This window comes from Rhizobacter sp. (assembly GCF_046595475.1).
GTDB lineage: Bacteria > Pseudomonadota > Gammaproteobacteria > Burkholderiales > Burkholderiaceae_C > Rhizobacter.
The window spans coordinates 1-18,217 of record NZ_JBKJOQ010000123.1 but is presented as its reverse complement, the minus strand read 5'-3'; the positions used below and the strand labels follow the sequence as shown (position 1 = coordinate 18,217).

At 65.1% G+C, this 18,217-nt stretch carries 15 protein-coding genes; 10 read left to right on the top strand and 5 right to left on the bottom strand.

All coding sequences use genetic code 11. The annotated features are described in order from the left end of the window. The first annotated feature begins 70 nt into the window (after positions 1-70). The gene (locus tag AC30QB_RS22510; protein WP_489548518.1) at positions 71-1,111 is read left to right on the top strand and encodes an NADP-dependent oxidoreductase; all 1,041 of its coding nucleotides are present in this window, start codon (positions 71-73) and stop codon (positions 1,109-1,111) included. A gap of 68 nt (positions 1,112-1,179) precedes the next feature. Continuing rightward, entirely contained in the window at positions 1,180-4,251 is a 3,072-nt protein-coding gene (locus tag AC30QB_RS22505; RefSeq protein WP_489548517.1) for a PAS domain-containing protein, read from the top strand. A gap of 5 nt (positions 4,252-4,256) precedes the next feature. Here AC30QB_RS22505 and AC30QB_RS22500 read toward each other — a convergent pair whose 3' ends face one another. Continuing rightward, positions 4,257-6,335, bottom strand: a complete 2,079-nt coding sequence (locus tag AC30QB_RS22500) for a M3 family metallopeptidase (RefSeq protein WP_489548516.1) — start codon at positions 6,333-6,335, stop codon at positions 4,257-4,259. Between the two features lie 91 nt (positions 6,336-6,426). Continuing rightward, positions 6,427-6,909: a hypothetical protein gene (locus AC30QB_RS22495; RefSeq protein ID WP_489548515.1), complete on the bottom strand. Its 483-nt coding sequence runs from the start codon at positions 6,907-6,909 to the stop codon at positions 6,427-6,429. Between the two features lie 122 nt (positions 6,910-7,031). Here AC30QB_RS22495 and AC30QB_RS22490 point away from each other — a divergent pair, with 122 nt between their 5' ends. Then, complete coding sequence (locus tag AC30QB_RS22490) at positions 7,032-7,856, top strand: acyl-CoA thioesterase (protein ID WP_489548514.1); 825 nt, start codon at positions 7,032-7,034, stop codon at positions 7,854-7,856. Here AC30QB_RS22490 and AC30QB_RS22485 read toward each other — a convergent pair. Then, on the bottom strand, positions 7,847-8,215 hold the full coding sequence (locus tag AC30QB_RS22485; RefSeq protein ID WP_489548513.1) for a hypothetical protein: 369 nt from the start codon (positions 8,213-8,215) through the stop codon (positions 7,847-7,849). The genes AC30QB_RS22490 and AC30QB_RS22485 overlap by 10 nt on opposite strands. 86 nt (positions 8,216-8,301) lie before the next feature. Between AC30QB_RS22485 and AC30QB_RS22480 the strand changes: the two genes are divergently transcribed. The 5 genes from AC30QB_RS22480 to AC30QB_RS22460 all read left to right on the top strand — a co-directional run bounded on the left by AC30QB_RS22480 (position 8,302) and on the right by AC30QB_RS22460 (position 13,726). After that, the gene (locus AC30QB_RS22480) at positions 8,302-8,859 is read left to right on the top strand and encodes a YaeQ family protein (RefSeq protein ID WP_489548512.1); all 558 of its coding nucleotides are present in this window, start codon (positions 8,302-8,304) and stop codon (positions 8,857-8,859) included. Positions 8,860-8,913: 54 nt separating this feature from the next. Further along, positions 8,914-9,207 (top strand): GNAT family N-acetyltransferase, encoded by a 294-nt coding sequence (locus AC30QB_RS22475; RefSeq protein ID WP_489548511.1) that lies wholly within the window; start codon positions 8,914-8,916, stop codon positions 9,205-9,207. Beyond that, on the top strand, positions 9,204-11,327 hold the full coding sequence (locus AC30QB_RS22470; protein WP_489548510.1) for a prolyl oligopeptidase family serine peptidase: 2,124 nt from the start codon (positions 9,204-9,206) through the stop codon (positions 11,325-11,327). The genes AC30QB_RS22475 and AC30QB_RS22470 overlap by 4 nt, the downstream gene beginning before the upstream one ends. Positions 11,328-11,332: 5 nt before the next feature. Continuing rightward, positions 11,333-11,908: a DUF924 family protein gene (locus tag AC30QB_RS22465; protein ID WP_489548509.1), complete on the top strand. Its 576-nt coding sequence runs from the start codon at positions 11,333-11,335 to the stop codon at positions 11,906-11,908. Between the two features lie 192 nt (positions 11,909-12,100). Next, entirely contained in the window at positions 12,101-13,726 is a 1,626-nt protein-coding gene (locus AC30QB_RS22460) for a carboxylesterase/lipase family protein (RefSeq protein ID WP_489548508.1), read from the top strand. An 87-nt stretch (positions 13,727-13,813) separates the two neighbouring features. On the opposite strand, the gene AC30QB_RS22455 is transcribed toward AC30QB_RS22460, so the two are convergent. Continuing rightward, positions 13,814-15,511 carry a long-chain fatty acid--CoA ligase gene (locus AC30QB_RS22455; RefSeq protein ID WP_489548507.1) on the bottom strand — a complete coding sequence of 566 codons (1,698 nt, stop codon included), beginning with the start codon at positions 15,509-15,511 and terminating at the stop codon, positions 13,814-13,816. Positions 15,512-15,664: 153 nt separating this feature from the next. On the opposite strand from AC30QB_RS22455, the gene AC30QB_RS22450 reads away from it, so the two are divergent. After that, positions 15,665-16,177 (top strand): 3'-5' exonuclease, encoded by a 513-nt coding sequence (locus AC30QB_RS22450; protein ID WP_489548506.1) that lies wholly within the window; start codon positions 15,665-15,667, stop codon positions 16,175-16,177. 9 nt (positions 16,178-16,186) lie between these two features. Here AC30QB_RS22450 and argG read toward each other — a convergent pair whose 3' ends face one another. Further along, positions 16,187-17,524, bottom strand: a complete 1,338-nt coding sequence (gene argG, locus AC30QB_RS22445) for an argininosuccinate synthase (RefSeq protein WP_489548505.1) — start codon at positions 17,522-17,524, stop codon at positions 16,187-16,189. A 127-nt stretch (positions 17,525-17,651) separates the two neighbouring features. On the opposite strand from argG, the gene ppnP reads away from it, so the two are divergent. After that, the gene (gene ppnP, locus AC30QB_RS22440) at positions 17,652-17,963 is read left to right on the top strand and encodes a pyrimidine/purine nucleoside phosphorylase (RefSeq protein WP_489548504.1); all 312 of its coding nucleotides are present in this window, start codon (positions 17,652-17,654) and stop codon (positions 17,961-17,963) included. The last annotated feature ends 254 nt before the right edge of the window (positions 17,964-18,217 follow it).

The window sequence follows — 18,217 nt, the reverse complement described above, 5'->3', positions numbered from 1 at the left end:
TGACAACTGGGCGACAAGCAGGCCCGAAGCGCAGCGATACGATGCGCCGCTACAGCCAGCAGGAGACCCCATGACCACCCTCACCGCCACCACCAACAAGCAAGTACGCCTCGCCGAACGCCCCGTGGGCCTGCCCACCCGCGCCAACTGGAGCTTCACGACCGAGGCGGTTCAAGAGCCCACCGCCGGGGGCGTGCTGGTGAAGACACTCGCCCTTTCGCTCGACCCTGCCATGCGAGGCTGGATGAACGAAGGCAAGAGCTACATCCCCCCCGTGGGGATTGGCGAAGTGATGCGCGCCGGTGGTGTGGGCGTGGTGGTGGCATCCAAGAACCCGGCCTTTGCCGTGGGCGACCACGTGAGCATCGGCTCGGGCGTGCAAGAGTACTGCCTGGTTCCCGAGGCCGAAATCAAGCGCTACAGCCTGGCCAAGATCGACCGCCAAGTGGGCTCGCCCACGCAGTGGCTCAACGTGCTGGGCATGCCCGGCATGACAGCCTACTTCGGCCTCAAAGACGTCGGCCTGCCCAAGGCAGGCGAGACGCTGGTTGTCTCGGGCGCCGCCGGCGCGGTGGGCCAGACGGTGGGGCAGCTGGGCAAGATCCTCGGCCTGCGGGTCGTGGGCATTGCCGGTGGCCAGACCAAGTGCGACTGGGTGGTACGCGAGCTGGGCTTCGATGCGTGCGTTGACTACAAAGCCGGCAACGTGAAAGACGCCCTGCGCGAGCATTGCCCCAAGGGTGTCGACATCTACTTCGACAACGTGGGCGGCGACATCCTCGACACCGTGCTCACACGCATAGCCAGGGGTGCCCGCATCATCATCTGCGGCGCGATCAGCCAGTACAACAACACCACGCCCGTGAAGGGCCCCGCCAACTACATGTCGCTGCTGGTCAACCGAGCCCGCATGGAAGGCATGGTGGTGTTCGACTACGCTGACCGCTATCACCTGGCCATTGCCGAGATGGCCGGCTACCTGAAGGCCGGCAAGATGAAGAGCAAGGAAGACGTGGTGACGGGCGGAGTCGATGCCTTCCCCGAAACCCTGCTCAAGCTCTTCAACGGTGAGAACTTCGGCAAACTGGTGCTCCAGCTCGCTAAGGACTGAGCCCGCAACGGGTTTTGGGTGGGTTGATATCTACCCGAAGGCCTGACGGGCCGCTAGACTGACCCGTCATGGCCTCGACCCACGCTTCTTCACCGCAAGCGTTCGCGCCTGCCCCCACCTGGGCGGCTTTGCTCGACTCGGCCAGCGACCTGCTGGCCCTGCTCGACTCGCAGGGCTGCATCGTGTGGGCCAATGCGGCCTTTCAGGCGACGACCGGCCACGCCGAAGTGCTCGGGTACGAGGCCTCCCTCCTTCTGGGTTCGCAAGGCGCCTGGCACCCCGTTGACGCCTACCTGCGCCAGGGCCAAGGCTTCCCCCGCATCGAACTCCCGTGGCAACACGCCTCGGGCGACAGCCGGTCAGCGCACGTGAGCGCACGTGCGCTCAGCGATGCCGAGCAGCTCGGCCCTGCCCGCACACTGCTCACCCTGCAAGACACGACCGAGACTCATCGCCTGCATGCAGAGGCCCGCCACAAGGCTGAGCTGCTCGACATGACGCAAGAGTTCGGCCGCCTGGCGGTGTGGGAGCGAAGCATCCCCGATGGCGCAGGGCGATGGGATCGCCACATGTTCAGCTTCTTCAACATGGCGCCCACCGAAGGCACACCCTCATTCGAAGAAGCTGCCAAGCGCATCCACGCCGCTGACAGCGCGTCCGAGGCATACCGCAGCTCCACGCACATGGCCGGCATCTACGAGCATCACTACCGGATCAATTCACCCGATGGGCTGGTGCGCCGCGTGCACTCGCACTGGGAGGTGAAAAATTCGACCGAGGGCGTGCCCAACCGCGCCATCGGCCTGCTGGTCGATGACACCGAGGTCTACCAGCTCGCCGACGCGTTCAACAAGGCCAATGCGCAGCTGAAGATTGCGGTCGAGCTGGGCAACATCGCCATCTGGCGCCACGACCTCACGCTCAACCGCATCTTTTACAACGACCATGCCTTCCATATCCTCGGCATGGCGCCAGTGCCTGAAGGGCTGACGCTCGAGCAGGTGCGATCGATCATCCACCCCGATGACATCCCGCAGGTGCTGGCCACCGCCGAGCAGTCGCTGCACACCAACGAGCCTGTCGACATGGAGGCCCGCTACCGCCGCGCTGACGGTGCCTGGGTCTATGTGCTGACGCGCCGCGTGGTGCACCGCAACGACAAAGGCGAGCCGATCGAGTTCATCGGCGTGGCGCTCGATGTCTCGGCGCAGGTCGAAAAGCTGCGCGAGGCGAGCGAGCTGGCCAAGCGGCTCGAAATCGCGGTGAGCGCGGCGGGTGTTGGCATCTGGAGCCGCGACCCGAATGACGCGCGCGCCACCTGGAACGAGCAGATGTTTCGCATCACCGGGCGGCCTATGCTCCTCGGCGGCCCCACGCGCGACGAGTGGATCTACGAGATCGTGCACCCCGAAGACCGCGCCGCCATCTTGAATGCGCGTGCGGCGATCTCGGCCGACGCCATGTCGACCGAGCACGAGTGCCGCATCGTGCGCCCCGACGGCGAAGTGCGCTGGCTGGTGAACCGTGCGCGCCGCGAGCAGCGCGACGGCTCACTGATGGTCTTCGGCGTGACGCTCGACGTGACCGAGCGCGTGCGCGCCGAAGCCGCCCTGCGCAGCGTGAACGAGCGCGTGGCACTGGCCGCGCGCAGCGTGGGCATGGGCACCTGGGAGTGGCAGGTCTCAACCGGCGAGGCGGTGTGGGACGAAGCCATGTTCCGCCTGCGCGGCATGGAGCCGCAAGATCAGGCGCTCAACGCCACGCAGCGCTTGGCCATGACACACCCCGACGACGTTGAATCGGTCAAGCGCGAGCTGCGCGAGGCGGCCCACAACACCGGCCCGACGGCCTATGAGTTTCGTGTGATCTGTCCCGACGGCACCGTGCGCTGGCTGGCCTCACGCTCCACGCCCGCACTCGACGAACATGGCCGCATCAGCCGGCGCATCGGCGTCAACTGGGACGTAACCGAAGCCAGGAATGCCGAGGTCAACCGACGGGAGCGTGAACTCGCCTTGCGCGAAAGCAAAGCCAAGTCGGAATTCCTCTCTCGCATGAGCCATGAACTGCGCACACCCCTCAACGCCGTGCTGGGTTTTGCGCAGCTGCTGCTGATCGACAACGACACTTTGCAAGCGCAGCAGCGCGGACAGATCGCCCACATCCAGTCGGCCGGCGAGCACTTGCTGGCCCTGATCGACGATGTGCTCGACCTCTCAAGCCTTGAGAGCGACCAGCTCAAGCTCGACCTGCAGGCCGTTCCCTTGAGCGAGGTGCTGCACGAGGCCCTGCCCTTGGTGGAGTCACTGGCGATCACGCACAAGGTGACGATCAGCGCCGAGTCGCTCGACGGCTGGCTGCTCGGCGACCGCATACGCCTGCGGCAGATGATGATCAATCTGCTGAGCAATGCCATCAAATACAACAAGTCGCCTGGGCGCGTAACGGTGTCTGGCCAGCTCACGCCCACCCATGTCACGTTTCATGTGCAAGACACCGGGCGCGGCATGTCGGAAGAACAGCTCGCGCATTTGTTCGAGCCGTTCAACCGACTGGGGCTAGAGCGCGAAGGCATCGAAGGCACCGGCATCGGCCTGGCCGTGGTGAAGGCATTGGCCACCCGCATGCAGGGCGAGGTGAGCGTGAGCAGCCAGCCGGGCCTGGGCTCCACTTTTGCCGTGCGCCTGCCACGCGCTCCGCAACCCGCCGACAGCCCCGAAGCGCCGGCGCCCGCCGTGGCGGCCGCGAAACCCTTGCTGCCGGCACGCAGGGGCAGCCTGCTCTACATCGAAGACAACCCGGTGAACGTGTTGCTGGTCGAAGAGCTGATCCGCATGCGCCCCGGCCTCACGCTCGAATCGTCGGGTACCGGCGTGGCCGGCGTGGCTCATGCTGCAGCCTTGCGCCCTGACCTGATCCTGATCGACATTCAACTGCCCGACATCGACGGCTTCGAGGTGCTGCGACGGCTCAAGCAGCAAGAGGCCACATCGGGCATCGCCTGCATCGCCCTCTCAGCGAATGCCATGCCCGCTGACATCGCACGTGCCACGGCCTCAGGGTTCAGCGCCTACTGGACCAAGCCTATCGACTTCAGCAATTTTTTGTCGGCGCTGGACCAGCGCTTTCCGACCGCATAGGCAGCCTAAGCCGCCGTCACGTCCTCTTTCAGCAAACCTCGCTCGCGCAACATGGGCTGCACCGACGGGTCTCGCCCGCGGAAGGCACGGTAGGCCTCACCCGGCTCGCGGCTGTTGCCACTGGAATAAATGAACTGCTGCAAACGCTGCGCCACCGAGGCATCGAAGGGGCTGCCGGCTTCGGTGAATGCGTCATAGCCATCGGCATCGAGCACCTCGGCCCACATGTAGACGTAGTAGCCCGCCGCATAGCCCGAGCCTGCAAACAGATGCTGGAAGTGCGCCAACCGGTGGTTCATGCCCACGGCCGCAGGCAAACCCATGCGCGCGATCTCGGCTTGCTCGAAGGCGGTGATGTCGGGGCCTTCTGCAGAGGTGAGCGCATGCGCGGCCATGTCGACCCGGGCCGAGGCCACATAGCGCACCGTCTCGTAGCCCTGGTTGAAGCGGTTGGCCGCTTCGAGCTTGTCGATCAGTGCGTCGGGGATAGGCTCACCCGTGACATGGTGCCGTGCGTGCTGCTTGAGCACTTCGCGCTCGCTGAGCCAGTGCTCAAAGAGCTGTGAGGGCAGCTCGACGAAATCGCGCAACACATTGGTGCCTGACAGACGCTCGTAGGTCACGTTTGAGAGCAAGCCATGCAGGCCGTGGCCGAACTCATGAAACAGCGTGCGCGCATCGTCGAAGCTCAGCAAGGTGGGCTCACCCGGCGCACCCTTGGCAAAGTTGTTGTTGTTGACCACGATGGGCAGCACCGCTTCGCCGGCAGCGCCGCGCGATTGGCTGCGGTAAAGCGACATCCACGCACCGCTGCGCTTGGTGGGGCGCGCGAAGTTGTCGTGAAGGAAAACCCCCACCAGAGTGTCGCTGCCCGCGTTCCAGACCTCGTAGACCTTCACGTCGGGGTGATAGGCGGCCAGGTCGGCGCGTGCGACGAAGCGCACACCGAAGAGGCGCTGCGCGCAATCGAACACCGCTTCCACCATGCGGGCTAGCGGGAAGTACGGTTTGATGGCCGCCTCATCGAGGTCGTAGCGCGCTTGGCGCAGCTTCTCGGCGTAGTAGCGCCAGTCCCAGGCCTCGATTTGCAGCGACTCATTCCCCGCGCTCACCAGCGCCTGCAAGGCCTGGTGCTCCTGCTCGGCGCGCGCCTTGGCGGGCTCCCACACCTGCTGCAGCAAGGCATCGACAGCCGACTGCGTGCCCGCCATGGTGTCGGCCAGCGCGTAGTCGGCATAGCTTGCGTAGCCATGCAGCTGCGCCTGCTCGTGGCGCAGCGTGAGGATCTCGCGCGCCACCGGCCGGTTGTCGTGCGCGCCCTCGTGCTCGCCACGCGTCACCCAGGCGCGCCACGCCTGCTCGCGCAAATCGCGCCGGTCAGAGAACGTCAGAAAGGGCACGATGTGCGAGCGCGAGAGCGTGATCACGCAGCCGTCACTGATGCCGCGGTCTGCTGCCGCCTGGCGCCCGGCAGCCCGCACGAAGTCGGGCAGGCCCGCCAGGTCTCGCTCGTCGCGCAGCACCAGGCGATAGGCCGACTCGTCGGCCAGCACGTTCTGGCTGAAGCACGTGGTCAGCTCGGCCAGGCGCTGCATGATTTGCGCGTAGCGCTTTTGCGCATCACCGGTGAGCTTGGCACCGGCCCGCACGAAGTCGAGGTGAACGCGCTCCAGCAAGCGCGTCTGCTCATGCGTTAGAAAAAGCATGGCGCGCTGCGCGTGCAATTCATTGACGCGCTGGAAGAGCGCCGAATTCATGTAGACGGCACTGCCATGGGCCGCAAGGGGTGCTGCCATCTCGCGCTCAACGGCTTGCAGCGCGGGCGAGGTCTCACTGGAGGCGAGGTTGTAGAACAGAGCCTCGATGCGCGCCAGCAGGCGCCCGCTGCGGTCGAGTGCCGCAACGGTGTTGTCGAAACTCGCGGGCTCTGTGGCGCTGGCCAGCGCCTCGATGTCGGCAAGGTGCTGCTTCAGCGCCTCGTCGAATGCCGGCTTGAAATGCTCTGCGCGTACATGGTCAAAAGGGGGCAGCCCGTGCGGGGTATTCCAGGGCTGCACCAAGGGGTTGCTTGTGGCAAGTGTCATGGTGCTTCTCAGGTTGGAGACGCGCCAATTCTAGGGGTCGCCTACCCCGATATCACTCGCTAGTGCAGCTTCACAGCTTCGCTTCACAAGCTCATTTGCCGGCCTTGATGTCGGTGTAGTCGTCTTCCAGGTAGCGCCGGCCTTCGCAGGCCTTGGCGTAGCCTGCACGCTCGCCCTGCAGGGTTTCAACTTGCGCATTGAACGGCGACACGCGCGCCTGGTAGGTGTCGATGGATTTGTCGTGCGCCTGCGCTCGGGCCACATAGGCTTCGATGGCTTCCTTGTTGGTGCGGTCTAACGCTGCCATGGCGTCTTTGAGCGCCTGAGCCTCTGTGTCGATTGACGCGCGGTCGGCACTCATCTGCTGCTGCGTCCTGGCGGTATCGGCGTTCAAGCCCTGAATGCGCTTTTGCTGGGTCACGCAGGCGCGCAGCTGCGCCATGCCCATGACCGGCCCGCTGGCCTTGCCACCACCCAGCGTGCCTTCGCGCACCTTGGGCGGCGCCGCCTGCAGCGACGCGCATGCAAGGGCCAGGCTGGCGAGCAGCAGTGCATTGAAAAACGCGAACCTCATTGTCGGGATCCTTCAGTGTTTGCGGCCGGCATGATGCCACCGCGGCCATGTCGCCCGGGTGGCAGCACACGGCGAGTGTCGGCGACATAATTTTCCCCTGTCACCCGATGCCCCCGCACACCATGAGCACATTCACTCCCTTGTCCGCACTGTTGGCCGCACGCACCCGCGTTGAAGGCGGCCGTGTGCAGTTCGAGATCCCTGCCGACTGGCTGCAGGGCCGCACCTCGTTCGGCGGCCTGATCTCGGTGATCGCAGTGCAAGCCATGCGAGACGTGGCCGGCAGCGCCTGGGCCAGCGACGTGCACCTGCGCGCGCTGCAAACCAGCTTCATCGGACCGGTAACGCTTGGGCCGGTGCAAGTGGCCGTCACCTTGTTGCGCGAAGGCAAAAACGTGCGGCAGGTGCAGGCGCTGGTGCAGCAAGCGGGCCAAACATCGGCCTTGCTGCTTGGCGTGTTCGGCTCTGATCGCGAGAGCGCGCTGGCGCCGGTGTCACCCAAGAGGCCGCCAGTGGCCACCGAGCCCGAGCAAACACCCGTGCGAGCGCTGCCCGCCGGCGTGGCGCCTCAGTTCACGCAGCACATGGACATGCGGTTTGCCGAAGGTGCGGCGCCGTTCAGCGGCCAGGTGAGCCTGCTCAGCCGCATCCACCTGCAGCTCAAGGGCGAGCCGGCAAATGGCATTGCCACCGAGCTGCTGACGGTGCTGCTGGCCGACGTGCCGCCTACGCCGCTGCTCTCGCAATTCACCAAACCCACGCCAGCCAGCTCGGTCTCTTGGGAGCTGGAGCTGCGCCCGCTGCCCAAGACCAGCGATGGCTGGTGGCGTGTAGACACCGACGTACTGGCCGCCGCCGGCGGCTACTCGAACCAGGCCACGCGCCTGTGGTCGCCCGACGGCGAGTTGGCTGCGCTGGGCTACCAGGTGGTCACGGTTTACGGCTGAACGTTCTTTTTCGCAGCCGCTTTCTTGGCGGGTGCTTTGGCTGGCACCATGGCGGTCGATTGGGCCAGCACCTCGGCGGGTTTCTCACCGACCAGGGCCGCGCCCAGCAGCTCGGCCATCACGCCATTGATGCCGCCTTCATGCGCGGTGGCGCGCTCGTGCAGCTGCTTGACCAGATCGCCTGGCAGCTTGCAGGCAAACGGCACCAGGCCGGCCGCTGTATCTCGCAAGCGCCGCTCGCGTTTGTCCAGCACTTCGGTGGCACCCTGGCCAAAGCGGCTAGGGATGCCGGCCGCCTTCATCTGCCCCGTAACCTTGAGTCCGCGCATTTTTTCCAACTCGAATTTTTTCATGCTCATGGCAAAGGCCCACTCTGGTTCAAGAGCCGGATTGTCGCTGCCCCGGGTGGTCTAATGCCCGTCCCCCACTGACGATCGCGTCGCCCATGGCCATCAAAGCCACCATCTACAAAGCCCAGCTTCAGCTGGCCGACATGGATCGCAGCATCTACGGCGATCACAGCGTGACCATCGCGCGCCACCCGTCCGAGACCGACGAGCGCATGATGATTCGCCTGCTGGCGTTTGCGCTCAACGTGCCGGCCGACGACCACAACGGCGCGCTCGAATTTGCGAAAGACCTGTGGGACGTCGACGAGCCCAGCCTGTGGCAAAAAGACCTGACGGGCCAGATCATGCAGTGGATGGAGATCGGCCAGCCCGATGACAAGCGCCTGATGAAAGCCAGCCCGCGCACCGAGCGGCTGCACGTCTACAGCTTCAGCCACAGCACGCCCATCTGGTGGAGCGGCATCGCCACCAAGATCACTCGCGCACAAAATATCGCTGTGTGGCAGATACCGGCCGACCAGAGCCAGGCGCTGGCGAGGCTCGCGAAGCGCACCATGCAGTTGCAGGTGACGGTGCAAGACGGCGGCGTGTGGGTGGGCGACGGCGCCGACAGCGTCGAGATCACCCCGCAAAGGCTGAACGGCGGCGCATAAGCTGGCATAACCCGCCACGGTTCACGGCATCGCGATGGCTCAATAATCCGGGCCATGCCCGCACCCGCCTCCCCGCCTGTCCCCGTTCAGCACAACCCTACCAAACACCGCTTCGAGACCACGGTCGAAGGCCATCTGGCCCAGGCTGAGTACCGACTGGAGCCGGGTGTGCTGGTCATCACGCACACCGCGGTGCCGCCCGAGTTTGAAGGCCGCGGCATCGCCGGTGCGCTCATCGGGGCAACACTTGCCCATGCCCGGGCGCAAGGCCTCAAGGTAAAGCCTGTGTGCACCTTTGCCGCGGCCTACATGCAGCGCCACCCCGACACCCAGGACCTGCTCGCATGAACACCCTCGCCTGGCGCCATGGCGCTGCTGCGCTCCTCTTCCTCATCAGCCCGCACGCCATGCCCCAAAGCACGCCCGCCACCGACAAGACCGACCCCTTTCTCTGGCTCGAAGAGGTGCAAGGCGAGCGAGCACTCAACTGGGTGCGCGAGCGCAACGCACTGTCGCAAAAAGAGTTGACCGCACGGCCCGAATACGCGTCCATCAGGGCGCAGATGCTCGAAGTGCTGAACGCGAAAGACCGCATCCCCGCGGTAGCGCGGCGCGGCGCGTGGCTCTACAACCTCTGGCAAGACGAAACCCACAAGCGCGGCCTTTGGCGGCGCACCACCCTGCCCGAATACCGCAAGCCGCAGCCCGCCTGGGAAACGGTGCTCGACCTCGACGCCCTGGCCAAGGCCGAAAGCGAAAACTGGGTCTGGGGCGGCTCCACCTGCCTGGGCCCGGGCTACCGCAAGTGCTTGGTCTCTCTGTCGCGCGGCGGGGCCGATGCCAAGGTGGTGCGTGAGTTCGACACCGTCACCAAGCAGTTCGTCAAAGACGGCTTCACTCTGGCTGAGGCCAAGAGCGAAGTCGACTGGCTAGACGACAACACGCTCTACGTGGGCACCGATTTCGGCCCTGGCTCGATGACCGATTCGGGCTACCCCCGCATCATCAAGCGCTGGAAGCGCGGCACGCCGCTCGGCGAAGCCGTGACTGTGTTCGAGGGTGAAGCGAAAGACGTGGCAGTCTCCGTCAGCGTCGACATGACGCCAGGCTACGAGCGCACACTCTTCAGCCGTGCGCTCGACTTCTACAACAGCAAAAACTTTCTGCAGCAAGGCGACAAGCTGCTGCCGTTGGACATTCCCAGCGATGCATCGCCAAGCTTCATGCGCGACACCTTGCTGCTGCACCTGCGCAGCGCCATGACGGTGGGCGACACCCGCTTCGCAAGCGGCTCGCTGCTGCACGCCAATGCCGACGCCTACCTGAAGGGCGAACGCAAGCTGGCCGCGCTGTTCACCCCCACGCCCACGCGCTCGCTGTCGGGTTACACCAGCACGAAGAACCATGTGCTGCTCAACATCATCGACAACGTGGCCGGCAAGCTGGAGCAGTGGCAAAAAAAGGGTGGCGACTTCACCCGCCACGAGGTGGCAGCGCCCTTCCCTGGCGCTTTAGGCGTGAGCGGCCTGCACGACCCGCTGTTGAAAGACGACCCGCTGGCCGAGGCTTACTGGCTCACCTACACCGACTTCCTCACACCCGATTCGCTCTACCTGGCCAATACGGCGAGTGACGAGCGGCAGTTGCTGAAAGCACGCGGTGCGCTGTTCGACAGCAGCGGCATGCACGCCGAGCAACGCTTCGCCACCTCTAAAGACGGCACCAAGGTGCCCTACTTCATGGTGTGGCCCAAGGGCGCCAAGCCCGATGGCCGCAACCCCACGCTGCTCTACGGCTACGGCGGCTTCGAGATCTCGATGAAGCCCTGGTACTCGGGCGGCTTCGGCCGCGCCTGGTACCAGCGCGGCGGCGTGCTGGTGGTGGCCAACATTCGCGGCGGTGGTGAGTTCGGCCCCGAATGGCACCAGAGCGCCGTCAAGGCCCACAAGCAGCGCAGCTACGACGACTTCATCGCCGTGGCTGAAGACCTGGTCGCCAACAAGACCACCTCTCCCAAACACCTGGGCATCATGGGCGGCAGCAACGGCGGGCTGCTGGTGGGCGCCACCTTCACGCAGCGGCCCGACCTGTTCAACGCGGTTGTTTGCCAGGTGCCGCTGCTCGACATGAAGCGTTACCACACGCTGCTGGCCGGTGCCTCGTGGATGGCCGAGTATGGCAACCCCGACCTGCCCGGCGAATGGGCCTACATCTCGAAGTACAGCCCGTACCAAAACCTGCGCGCCGACGTGAAGTACCCGCGCGTGCTGTTCACGACCTCCACCCGCGACGACCGCGTGCACCCCGGCCATGCACGCAAGATGGCCGCGCTGATGCTGTCTGAGGGCCACGACGTGCTGTATTACGAAAACATCGAAGGCGGGCACGGCGGTGCGGCCGACAACGAGCAGCGCGCGCACCTGCAGGCGCTGGAGTACAGCTATCTCTGGCAGCAGCTCGGCCGTTGAATGCGATGAACACTGACGCGCACGAGGTGCTGCGGTTCTGGTTCGGCGACGCGCAACCGCCGGTCTCACGGCCCGAGTGGTTTCGCAAGAGCGACGCCTTCGACCGCGAAATTGCGCAACGCTTCGGCCCTTTGATCGAGCACGCACTGCAGGGCGAGCTGCTGGCCTGGCAGCAAGACGCCGAGGCGGCGCTGGCACAGATCATCGTGTTGGACCAGTTCACCCGAAACGTGTTTCGCAATACACCCCGCGCCTTCGCGGGCGACACCCTGGCGCTCACGGCCAGCCGCGCCCTGATGGCGAAGGGGCAAGACGGCTTGTTGCACCCGGTGCAAAGGCCCTTCGTCTACCTGCCGCTCGAACACGCCGAAGACCTGGCCACGCAAGACGAATCGGTGCGGCTCTTCAAGGCGCTGGAAGCGGCTACACCCGGCGATGCGCACGGCCTGCTCGACTACGCCCAGCGGCACCGCGAGATCATCGCCAGGTTCGGCCGCTTCCCGCACCGCAACGCCATCCTTGGCCGCGAGTCGTCGCCCGAAGAAATCGCCTTTCTCGCTCAACCCGGCTCAGGGTTCTAAACCGCAGGCATTTGCGCGACTTCGCGCACAAATTAACGCTCGGTTCGCCACACAGGCCAAACCAGTGCGTTGCACCTGCAGCTTCCCGCTGGGTTGCACTGCTCGCTTCTCCTAGTCGCGGGCTGAGTCAGCATCAGGCAAACTGTATTTTGTGCACATGCGTGCAGCAAACCAAATCGGAGTACCAGACCCATGAACATGTCATATCAACCCGCCTTCGTGCGCGCGCTCACAAGCGCCGCCCTGCTGCTGGGGCTGACCGCCTGCGGCGGCAACTCCAGCGAGATCGAAGTCACCACCACATCAGGTGTTGTACAAGGCAACAACAACGCCAATTCGTTCAGCTACCTCGGCATCCCCTATGCCGCACCGCCCGTCGGCGCCCTGCGCTGGCGCGCCCCCACGGCTGCCGCCAGTTGGAGCGGTGCCCGCTCGGCCAAGAACTTCGGGGCCCACTGCGCGCAAGGCGCATCGCCCTTCGGCACCGCCTCGTCTAGCGAAGACTGCCTTTACCTCAACGTCTACACGCCCAAGAGCAGCGGCCCCTTCCCCGTGATGGTGTGGATCCACGGTGGCGCCTTCTACCTCGGCCAGAGCGACGCCTACGATCCGACACCCCTGGTCAACAAAGGCGTTGTTGTCGTGACCCTCAACTACCGGCTCGGCGCCTTGGGCTTCATGTCACACGCTGCGCTGACGGCCGAGCAAGCCGGCAGCTCAGGCAACTATGGCCTGATGGACCAGCAAGCCGCGCTGCGCTGGGTCAAGAACAACATCGCCAACTTCAGCGGCAATGCCAACAACATCACCATCGTCGGTGAATCGGCCGGCGGCTTCAGCGTGCACTCACTCGTGGCCTCGGCGGGGTCTGCGGGGCTGTTCAACAAGGCCATCGCCATGAGCGGCGCCTACCCCTTTGGCGCAGCGCAAGACAGTTTGGCCGTGGCACAAGCCAAGGGTGCGGGCGTTGCCGCCGCCGTCGCCGCAGCAACCTCGACCGCGGCCTGCACCACCGTCGATTGCCTGCGCGCACTGCCCGTCTCTGACCTGCTGGCAGCACAGGCCACCGTCTACCCGAGTGGGCCCGTCCCATCGGTCGACGGGGCGGTACTGACCGCCAACGTGCGCACCACCATCTCGGCCGGCACGCACAACAGAGTGCCGATGATCGAAGGCACCACGCGCGACGAATGGCGCCTGTTCGTGGCACTCGACGAGCTGGCACCAGGCGCTGTCCCGCTGGCCGACAACGCGGCGCACATCGCGAAGGTCACGGCATTGCTGGGCGGCGCGCTGAACCCGGCTGCGGGCCCAACGGCCACGGCCTTGGTCACGGGCCTGTACCCCACGCCGCCGTACCCCGACGCCAGCACGGCCTACGGCGCACTGGGCACCGACTTGGTCTTCGCCTGCAATGGCCGCATTGCCGCGCTTGAGCTGCAACAGCATGCGCCGGTCTACGCCTACGAGTTCCGCGACCGCACGGTGCCTGCCACGCTGCCGCATCGCTCCACGCTCGACATGGGGGCCTACCACGGGTCGGAGCTGCAATACCTCTTCACGATGGCCAGTGCCCTCACCGCCGAGCAGCAAGCCCTGGCGGCCACGATGTCGACCTACTGGACCAACTTCATGAAGACCGGCACCCCCAACGGCAGCGGCGTGCCCACCTGGGCGGCGTTCACGGCGGCGGCTGATGGCTACCAAGGCCTGGACATCGCCAGCGCCAGCGGCGTGGCTGCGCTTTCCACCAACTTCGCCACCAGCCACAACTGCACGGCGCTGAACCAGGGCGTGGCTTACGTGCCCACGCCGTGAGGCACTGAGCAGAAAGACCACGAACAATAAAAGTGAAAGTGAGAACGGGGCCGGCGCAAGCGGGCCCCTTTTTTTTGGGCCGCTGATTTACTTGGGCTCGGCGTCTTGCAGGAAGCGCCACATGACCTTGCCCGAGCCCGACTTGGGAAGTGCATCGGCAAACTGCACGATCTTCGGCACCTTGTAGGCGGCCATGTGTTCTTTGGCCCAGTCGGTGATGTCTTGCTCGGTGGTCTTGCCCTTGGCTTCGGCGCGCAGCACCACCACGGCCTTCACCGTCTCGCCGCGGTAGGCGTCGCGCGCCGCGATGATGCAGGCCTCTTGCACGGCGGGGTGCTTGTACAAGAGCATCTCCACCTCGGCAGGCCACACCTTGAAGCCACTGGCGTTGATCATTCGCTTCAGGCGGTCGGTCAAGAAGAAGTAGCCCTCTTCGTCCATGCGCCCCAGGTCTCCGGTGCGGAAGAAGGGCTTGCCTTCGAACTCGATGAACACCGCCGCGGTCGCGTCGGGCTGGCGCCAGTAGCCTTTGAAGATCTGCGGCCCGTGGCTGATGATTTCACCGATCTCGCCTACCGGCAGCTCCTGGAAAGTGTTGGGGTCGACCACACGCGAGTCCACACCGAAGATGGGAATGCCCAGGCACTGCGGCTTGGCGCGCTCGGGCGGGTTGGCATGGGTGGCGGCCGAAGTCTCGGTGAGGCCATAGCCTTCAGCAAAGACGATGCCAAATTCTTTCTCCAGCCGCTCGGCCACCGCGGCCGGCATGGCGGCTCCGCCGCCGTTCATGAAGCGCAGGCTGCTGAGGTCAAAGCTCTTGTAGTTGGGGCTGCCAAACAGGTCGATCACCATGGTGGGGATGCAGGTCCAGTGCGTCACCTTGTAGCGCGAGATGGTGCGGCCCACCAGCTCTCGGTCCCAGCGCGGCATGAGGATCACGGTTGAGCCCGCAAACACCCCGGCCGACATGCCCACCATGCCGGTGATGTGGAACATGGGCACCACGCCCAGGCCCACCACCTCGGGGCCACCATGGCCCCACTGGATGCCGCAGGTGTTGTGCATGATGGTGCGGTGCGTGTGCATGCAGCCCTTGGGGTTGCCCGTGGTGCCCGAGGTGTAGGGCAGCACGGCCAGGTCATCGGGCTGGGCCGTGTGCGGGCCAGGCGGAAGCTTCTGGGCCAGCACGTCGTTCCAGCGCACATAGGTCGCGCTGCCCTTGCCCGTTTCGGGCAACGGGGGGTCACCGCGCAACCAGGCGTCCACGGGCGGGGCCGGCATGTCGTCGGGGTGCATCGTGGCCGCTGCAGCCATGGCATCGGCATAGCGCGTGACCAGCACGTGCGTGAGCCGCTTGTCGGCGGGCACAGCGGCGTTGGCCTGCTCCACCAACGCGGCGAGGTCGGCACCACAGATCACCACCTTGGTTTCGGGGTCGGTGATGTAGTGTTGGAACTCGTCGGCCTTGTTCATCGGGTTGATGGGCACCACCACCGCATTGGCCCGCAAGATGCCGTAGAAGCTCGCCAGGAACTGCGGGCAGTTCTGCATGTACAGACCCACGCGGTCTCCCGCCTTCACGCCCACACTTTGCAACCAGCCCGCCACCGCATCGGCTTGCGCGTGCAACTCGCCATAGCTCGTGGCGTGGCCGAAGAAAATGGTGCTGGCCTTGTCGGGGTAGCGCTGAGCCGTCACATCCAGGTTGAACCAGAGCGAGGTGGCCGGCACCGCCAGCTTGCGCGGCAAGCGCTGCGGCCAGATGCGCTCGTGGGGGCGGGGCATGGTTGTTTCGTTCACGGGAACTCCTTGGAAAGACGGCGCTGAGCGCAACAGGCGAAGCATGGCAGTGCTTCAGACCCTCACTCGCCTCGGAAAAACCCTTGCTGCCCCCTGTGTGAGGAGACAAGAGAGCACGCTTCGTGCTTATGCTGCAGCATGGCTGTCACCCTCGCGACTCACACGATCGAGGCGCCCGCTTTTCTCGACCTCGAAGCCTCTGGTTTCGGCCGCAGCAGCTACCCCATCGAGGTGGGCTATGTGCTGCCCGACGGCAGCAGCTACTGCAGCCTGATCCGCCCCGCGCCGCACTGGACGCACTGGGACCCTGCGGCTGAGAACGTTCACCACATCCGCCGCGAGATGCTCGACCAGCATGGCCGCAGCATCGGCGACATCGCCCGCCTGCTCAACGAGCGCCTGCATGGGCGCACCGTGTTCAGTGACGGCTGGGCTCACGACTACCCCTGGTTGGCCGCGCTATATGAAGAGGCCGAGATGGTGCCCAGCTTCAAGCTCGACAGCCTGCGCAGCCTGCTCAGTGAAAGCGAGGCGCGTGAGTGGCAATCCACGCGGCAACGGGTCAGCGATGAGACCCCTGGCGAGCGCCACCGCGCCAGTGCCGATGCGCGGCTGTTGCAGTCGACGCTGCTGAGGCTGCGTGGCGCTTAGGGCAGCGCCTTAGGTTTTCTTCTTGTCGTCGAGCCTGAGCATTTCGGTCGACGCGTCGCCGGTCAGCAGCCCTGCAGCGGCATAGATGCCGAGCTTGTCACGCGTGTCGCTGATGTCGAGGTTGCGCATGGTGAGCTGGCCGATGCGGTCTTGCGGCGAAAACATCGACTCACCCTTTTCCATCGTCAAGCGCTCGGGCTTGTAGGTGAGGTTGTTCGAGACCGTATTCAAAATCGAGTAGTCGTTGCCGCGGCGAAGTTCGATGGTGACCTCGCCACTGATAGCCCGCGCAACCCAGCGTTGAGCGGTCTCGCGCAGCATGATCGCCTGCGGGTCGAACCAGCGGCCCTGGTAGAGCAGCCGCCCCAGGCGGCGGCCGTGGTCGCGGTACTGCTCGATGGTGTCTTCGTTGTGGATGCCGGTCACGAGCCGCTCATAGGCAATGTAGAGCAGCGCCAGACCCGGGGCTTCGTAGATGCCCCGGCTTTTGGCCTCGATGATGCGGTTCTCGATCTGGTCGCTCATGCCCAGGCCGTGACGGCCACCGATGCGGTTCACTTCCAGGATCAGGTCGACGAGGCTGGCGTACTCGACGCCGTTGATCGCAACAGGCACGCCTTCGTTGAAGCGCAGCGTGACCTCTTCGGCCTTCACCACCACGTCATCACGCCAAGAGGCCACACCCATGATGGGCTGCACGATCTTGATGCCGCTGTTCAGCTGCTCCAGGTCTTTCGCCTCGTGCGTGGCGCCGAGCATGTTGGAGTCGGTTGAGTAGGCCTTCTCGGCCGACATCTTGTAGGCAAAGCCTGCCTGGCTCATGAAGGCCGACATCTCTGTGCGCCCGCCGAGCTCGTCGATGAACGCCTGGTCGAGCCACGGCTTGTAGATCTTCAGCGACGGGTTGGCGAGCAAGCCGTAGCGGTAGAAGCGCTCGATGTCGTTGCCCTTGAATGTGCTGCCGTCGCCCCAGATGTTGACGTCGTCTTCCTTCATCGCCGTGACCAGCATCGTGCCCGTCACCGCGCGGCCCAGCGGCGTGGTGTTGAAGTAGGTAACCCCGGCGGTCGTGATGTGGAAGGCGCCGCTTTGCAGCGCAGCGATGCCTTCGGCTGCGAGCTGCACGCGGCAATCGACCAGGCGGGCGCGCTCGGCACCGTAGAGCATGGCCTTGCGCGGAATCTCGTCGTAGTCGGGCTCGTCAGGCTGGCCGAGGTTGGCCGTGTAGGCATAGGGCAGCGCGCCCTTGAGCTTCATCCAGTGCAGCGCGGCGCTGGTGTCGAGCCCGCCAGAGAACGCGATGCCTACTTTTTGCCCGAGAGGCAGGTTCTGGAGAATGGTGGCCATGGTGGGAAGCGTTGACGAGCGCCGCTGTTCGAACGGAGCCCGGTTCGGTTGTCATTCGGGTGAGCTGCCGATTTTAGGTGCACTTACACTTTGCCCCCTCAGTCTTCAACACGACCCGAATCCCGCCATGACCGACAAGATCAACGCCGCCATCAGCACCCGCGCCAATGTCTACTTTGACGGCAAGTGCGTCTCGCACAGCGTCGAGCTGGCCGATGGCAGCAAGAAGAGCGTGGGGGTGATTCTTCCCTCCTCGCTGCACTTCAGCACGGGCGCGCCCGAGGTGATGGAGCTGGTGGAAGGGGTGTGCCGCGTGAGGTTCGCGGGCAGCGAGAGCTGGTTGCCGTACAGCGCGGGGCAGAGCTTCAAGGTGCCGGGGAAATCGTCGTTCGACATTGAGGTGACGCAGACCTTGCACTACGTTTGCCACTTCGGCTGAGCGTTGTTTTTGGTTTTGCTCGCGCACCTCCGTTCCGCACGGTCCGCGCACCACCATCCGTTCAGCCTGATCCTTCGATACCTCAGGACAGGGTCCGCTGCGCGGATCGAAGGCCCGCTCGGTTTCGCGCACGTCGTTTCACTGCGTGAGGCCGCGCCGGGAGTTCGGCCCGGCGGCCGACCTCCTTTCTTTGTGTCGATGTTCAGACGCGGGACAGGGGTAACGGGTGTGCACAGACATGGGTAACACCTTCT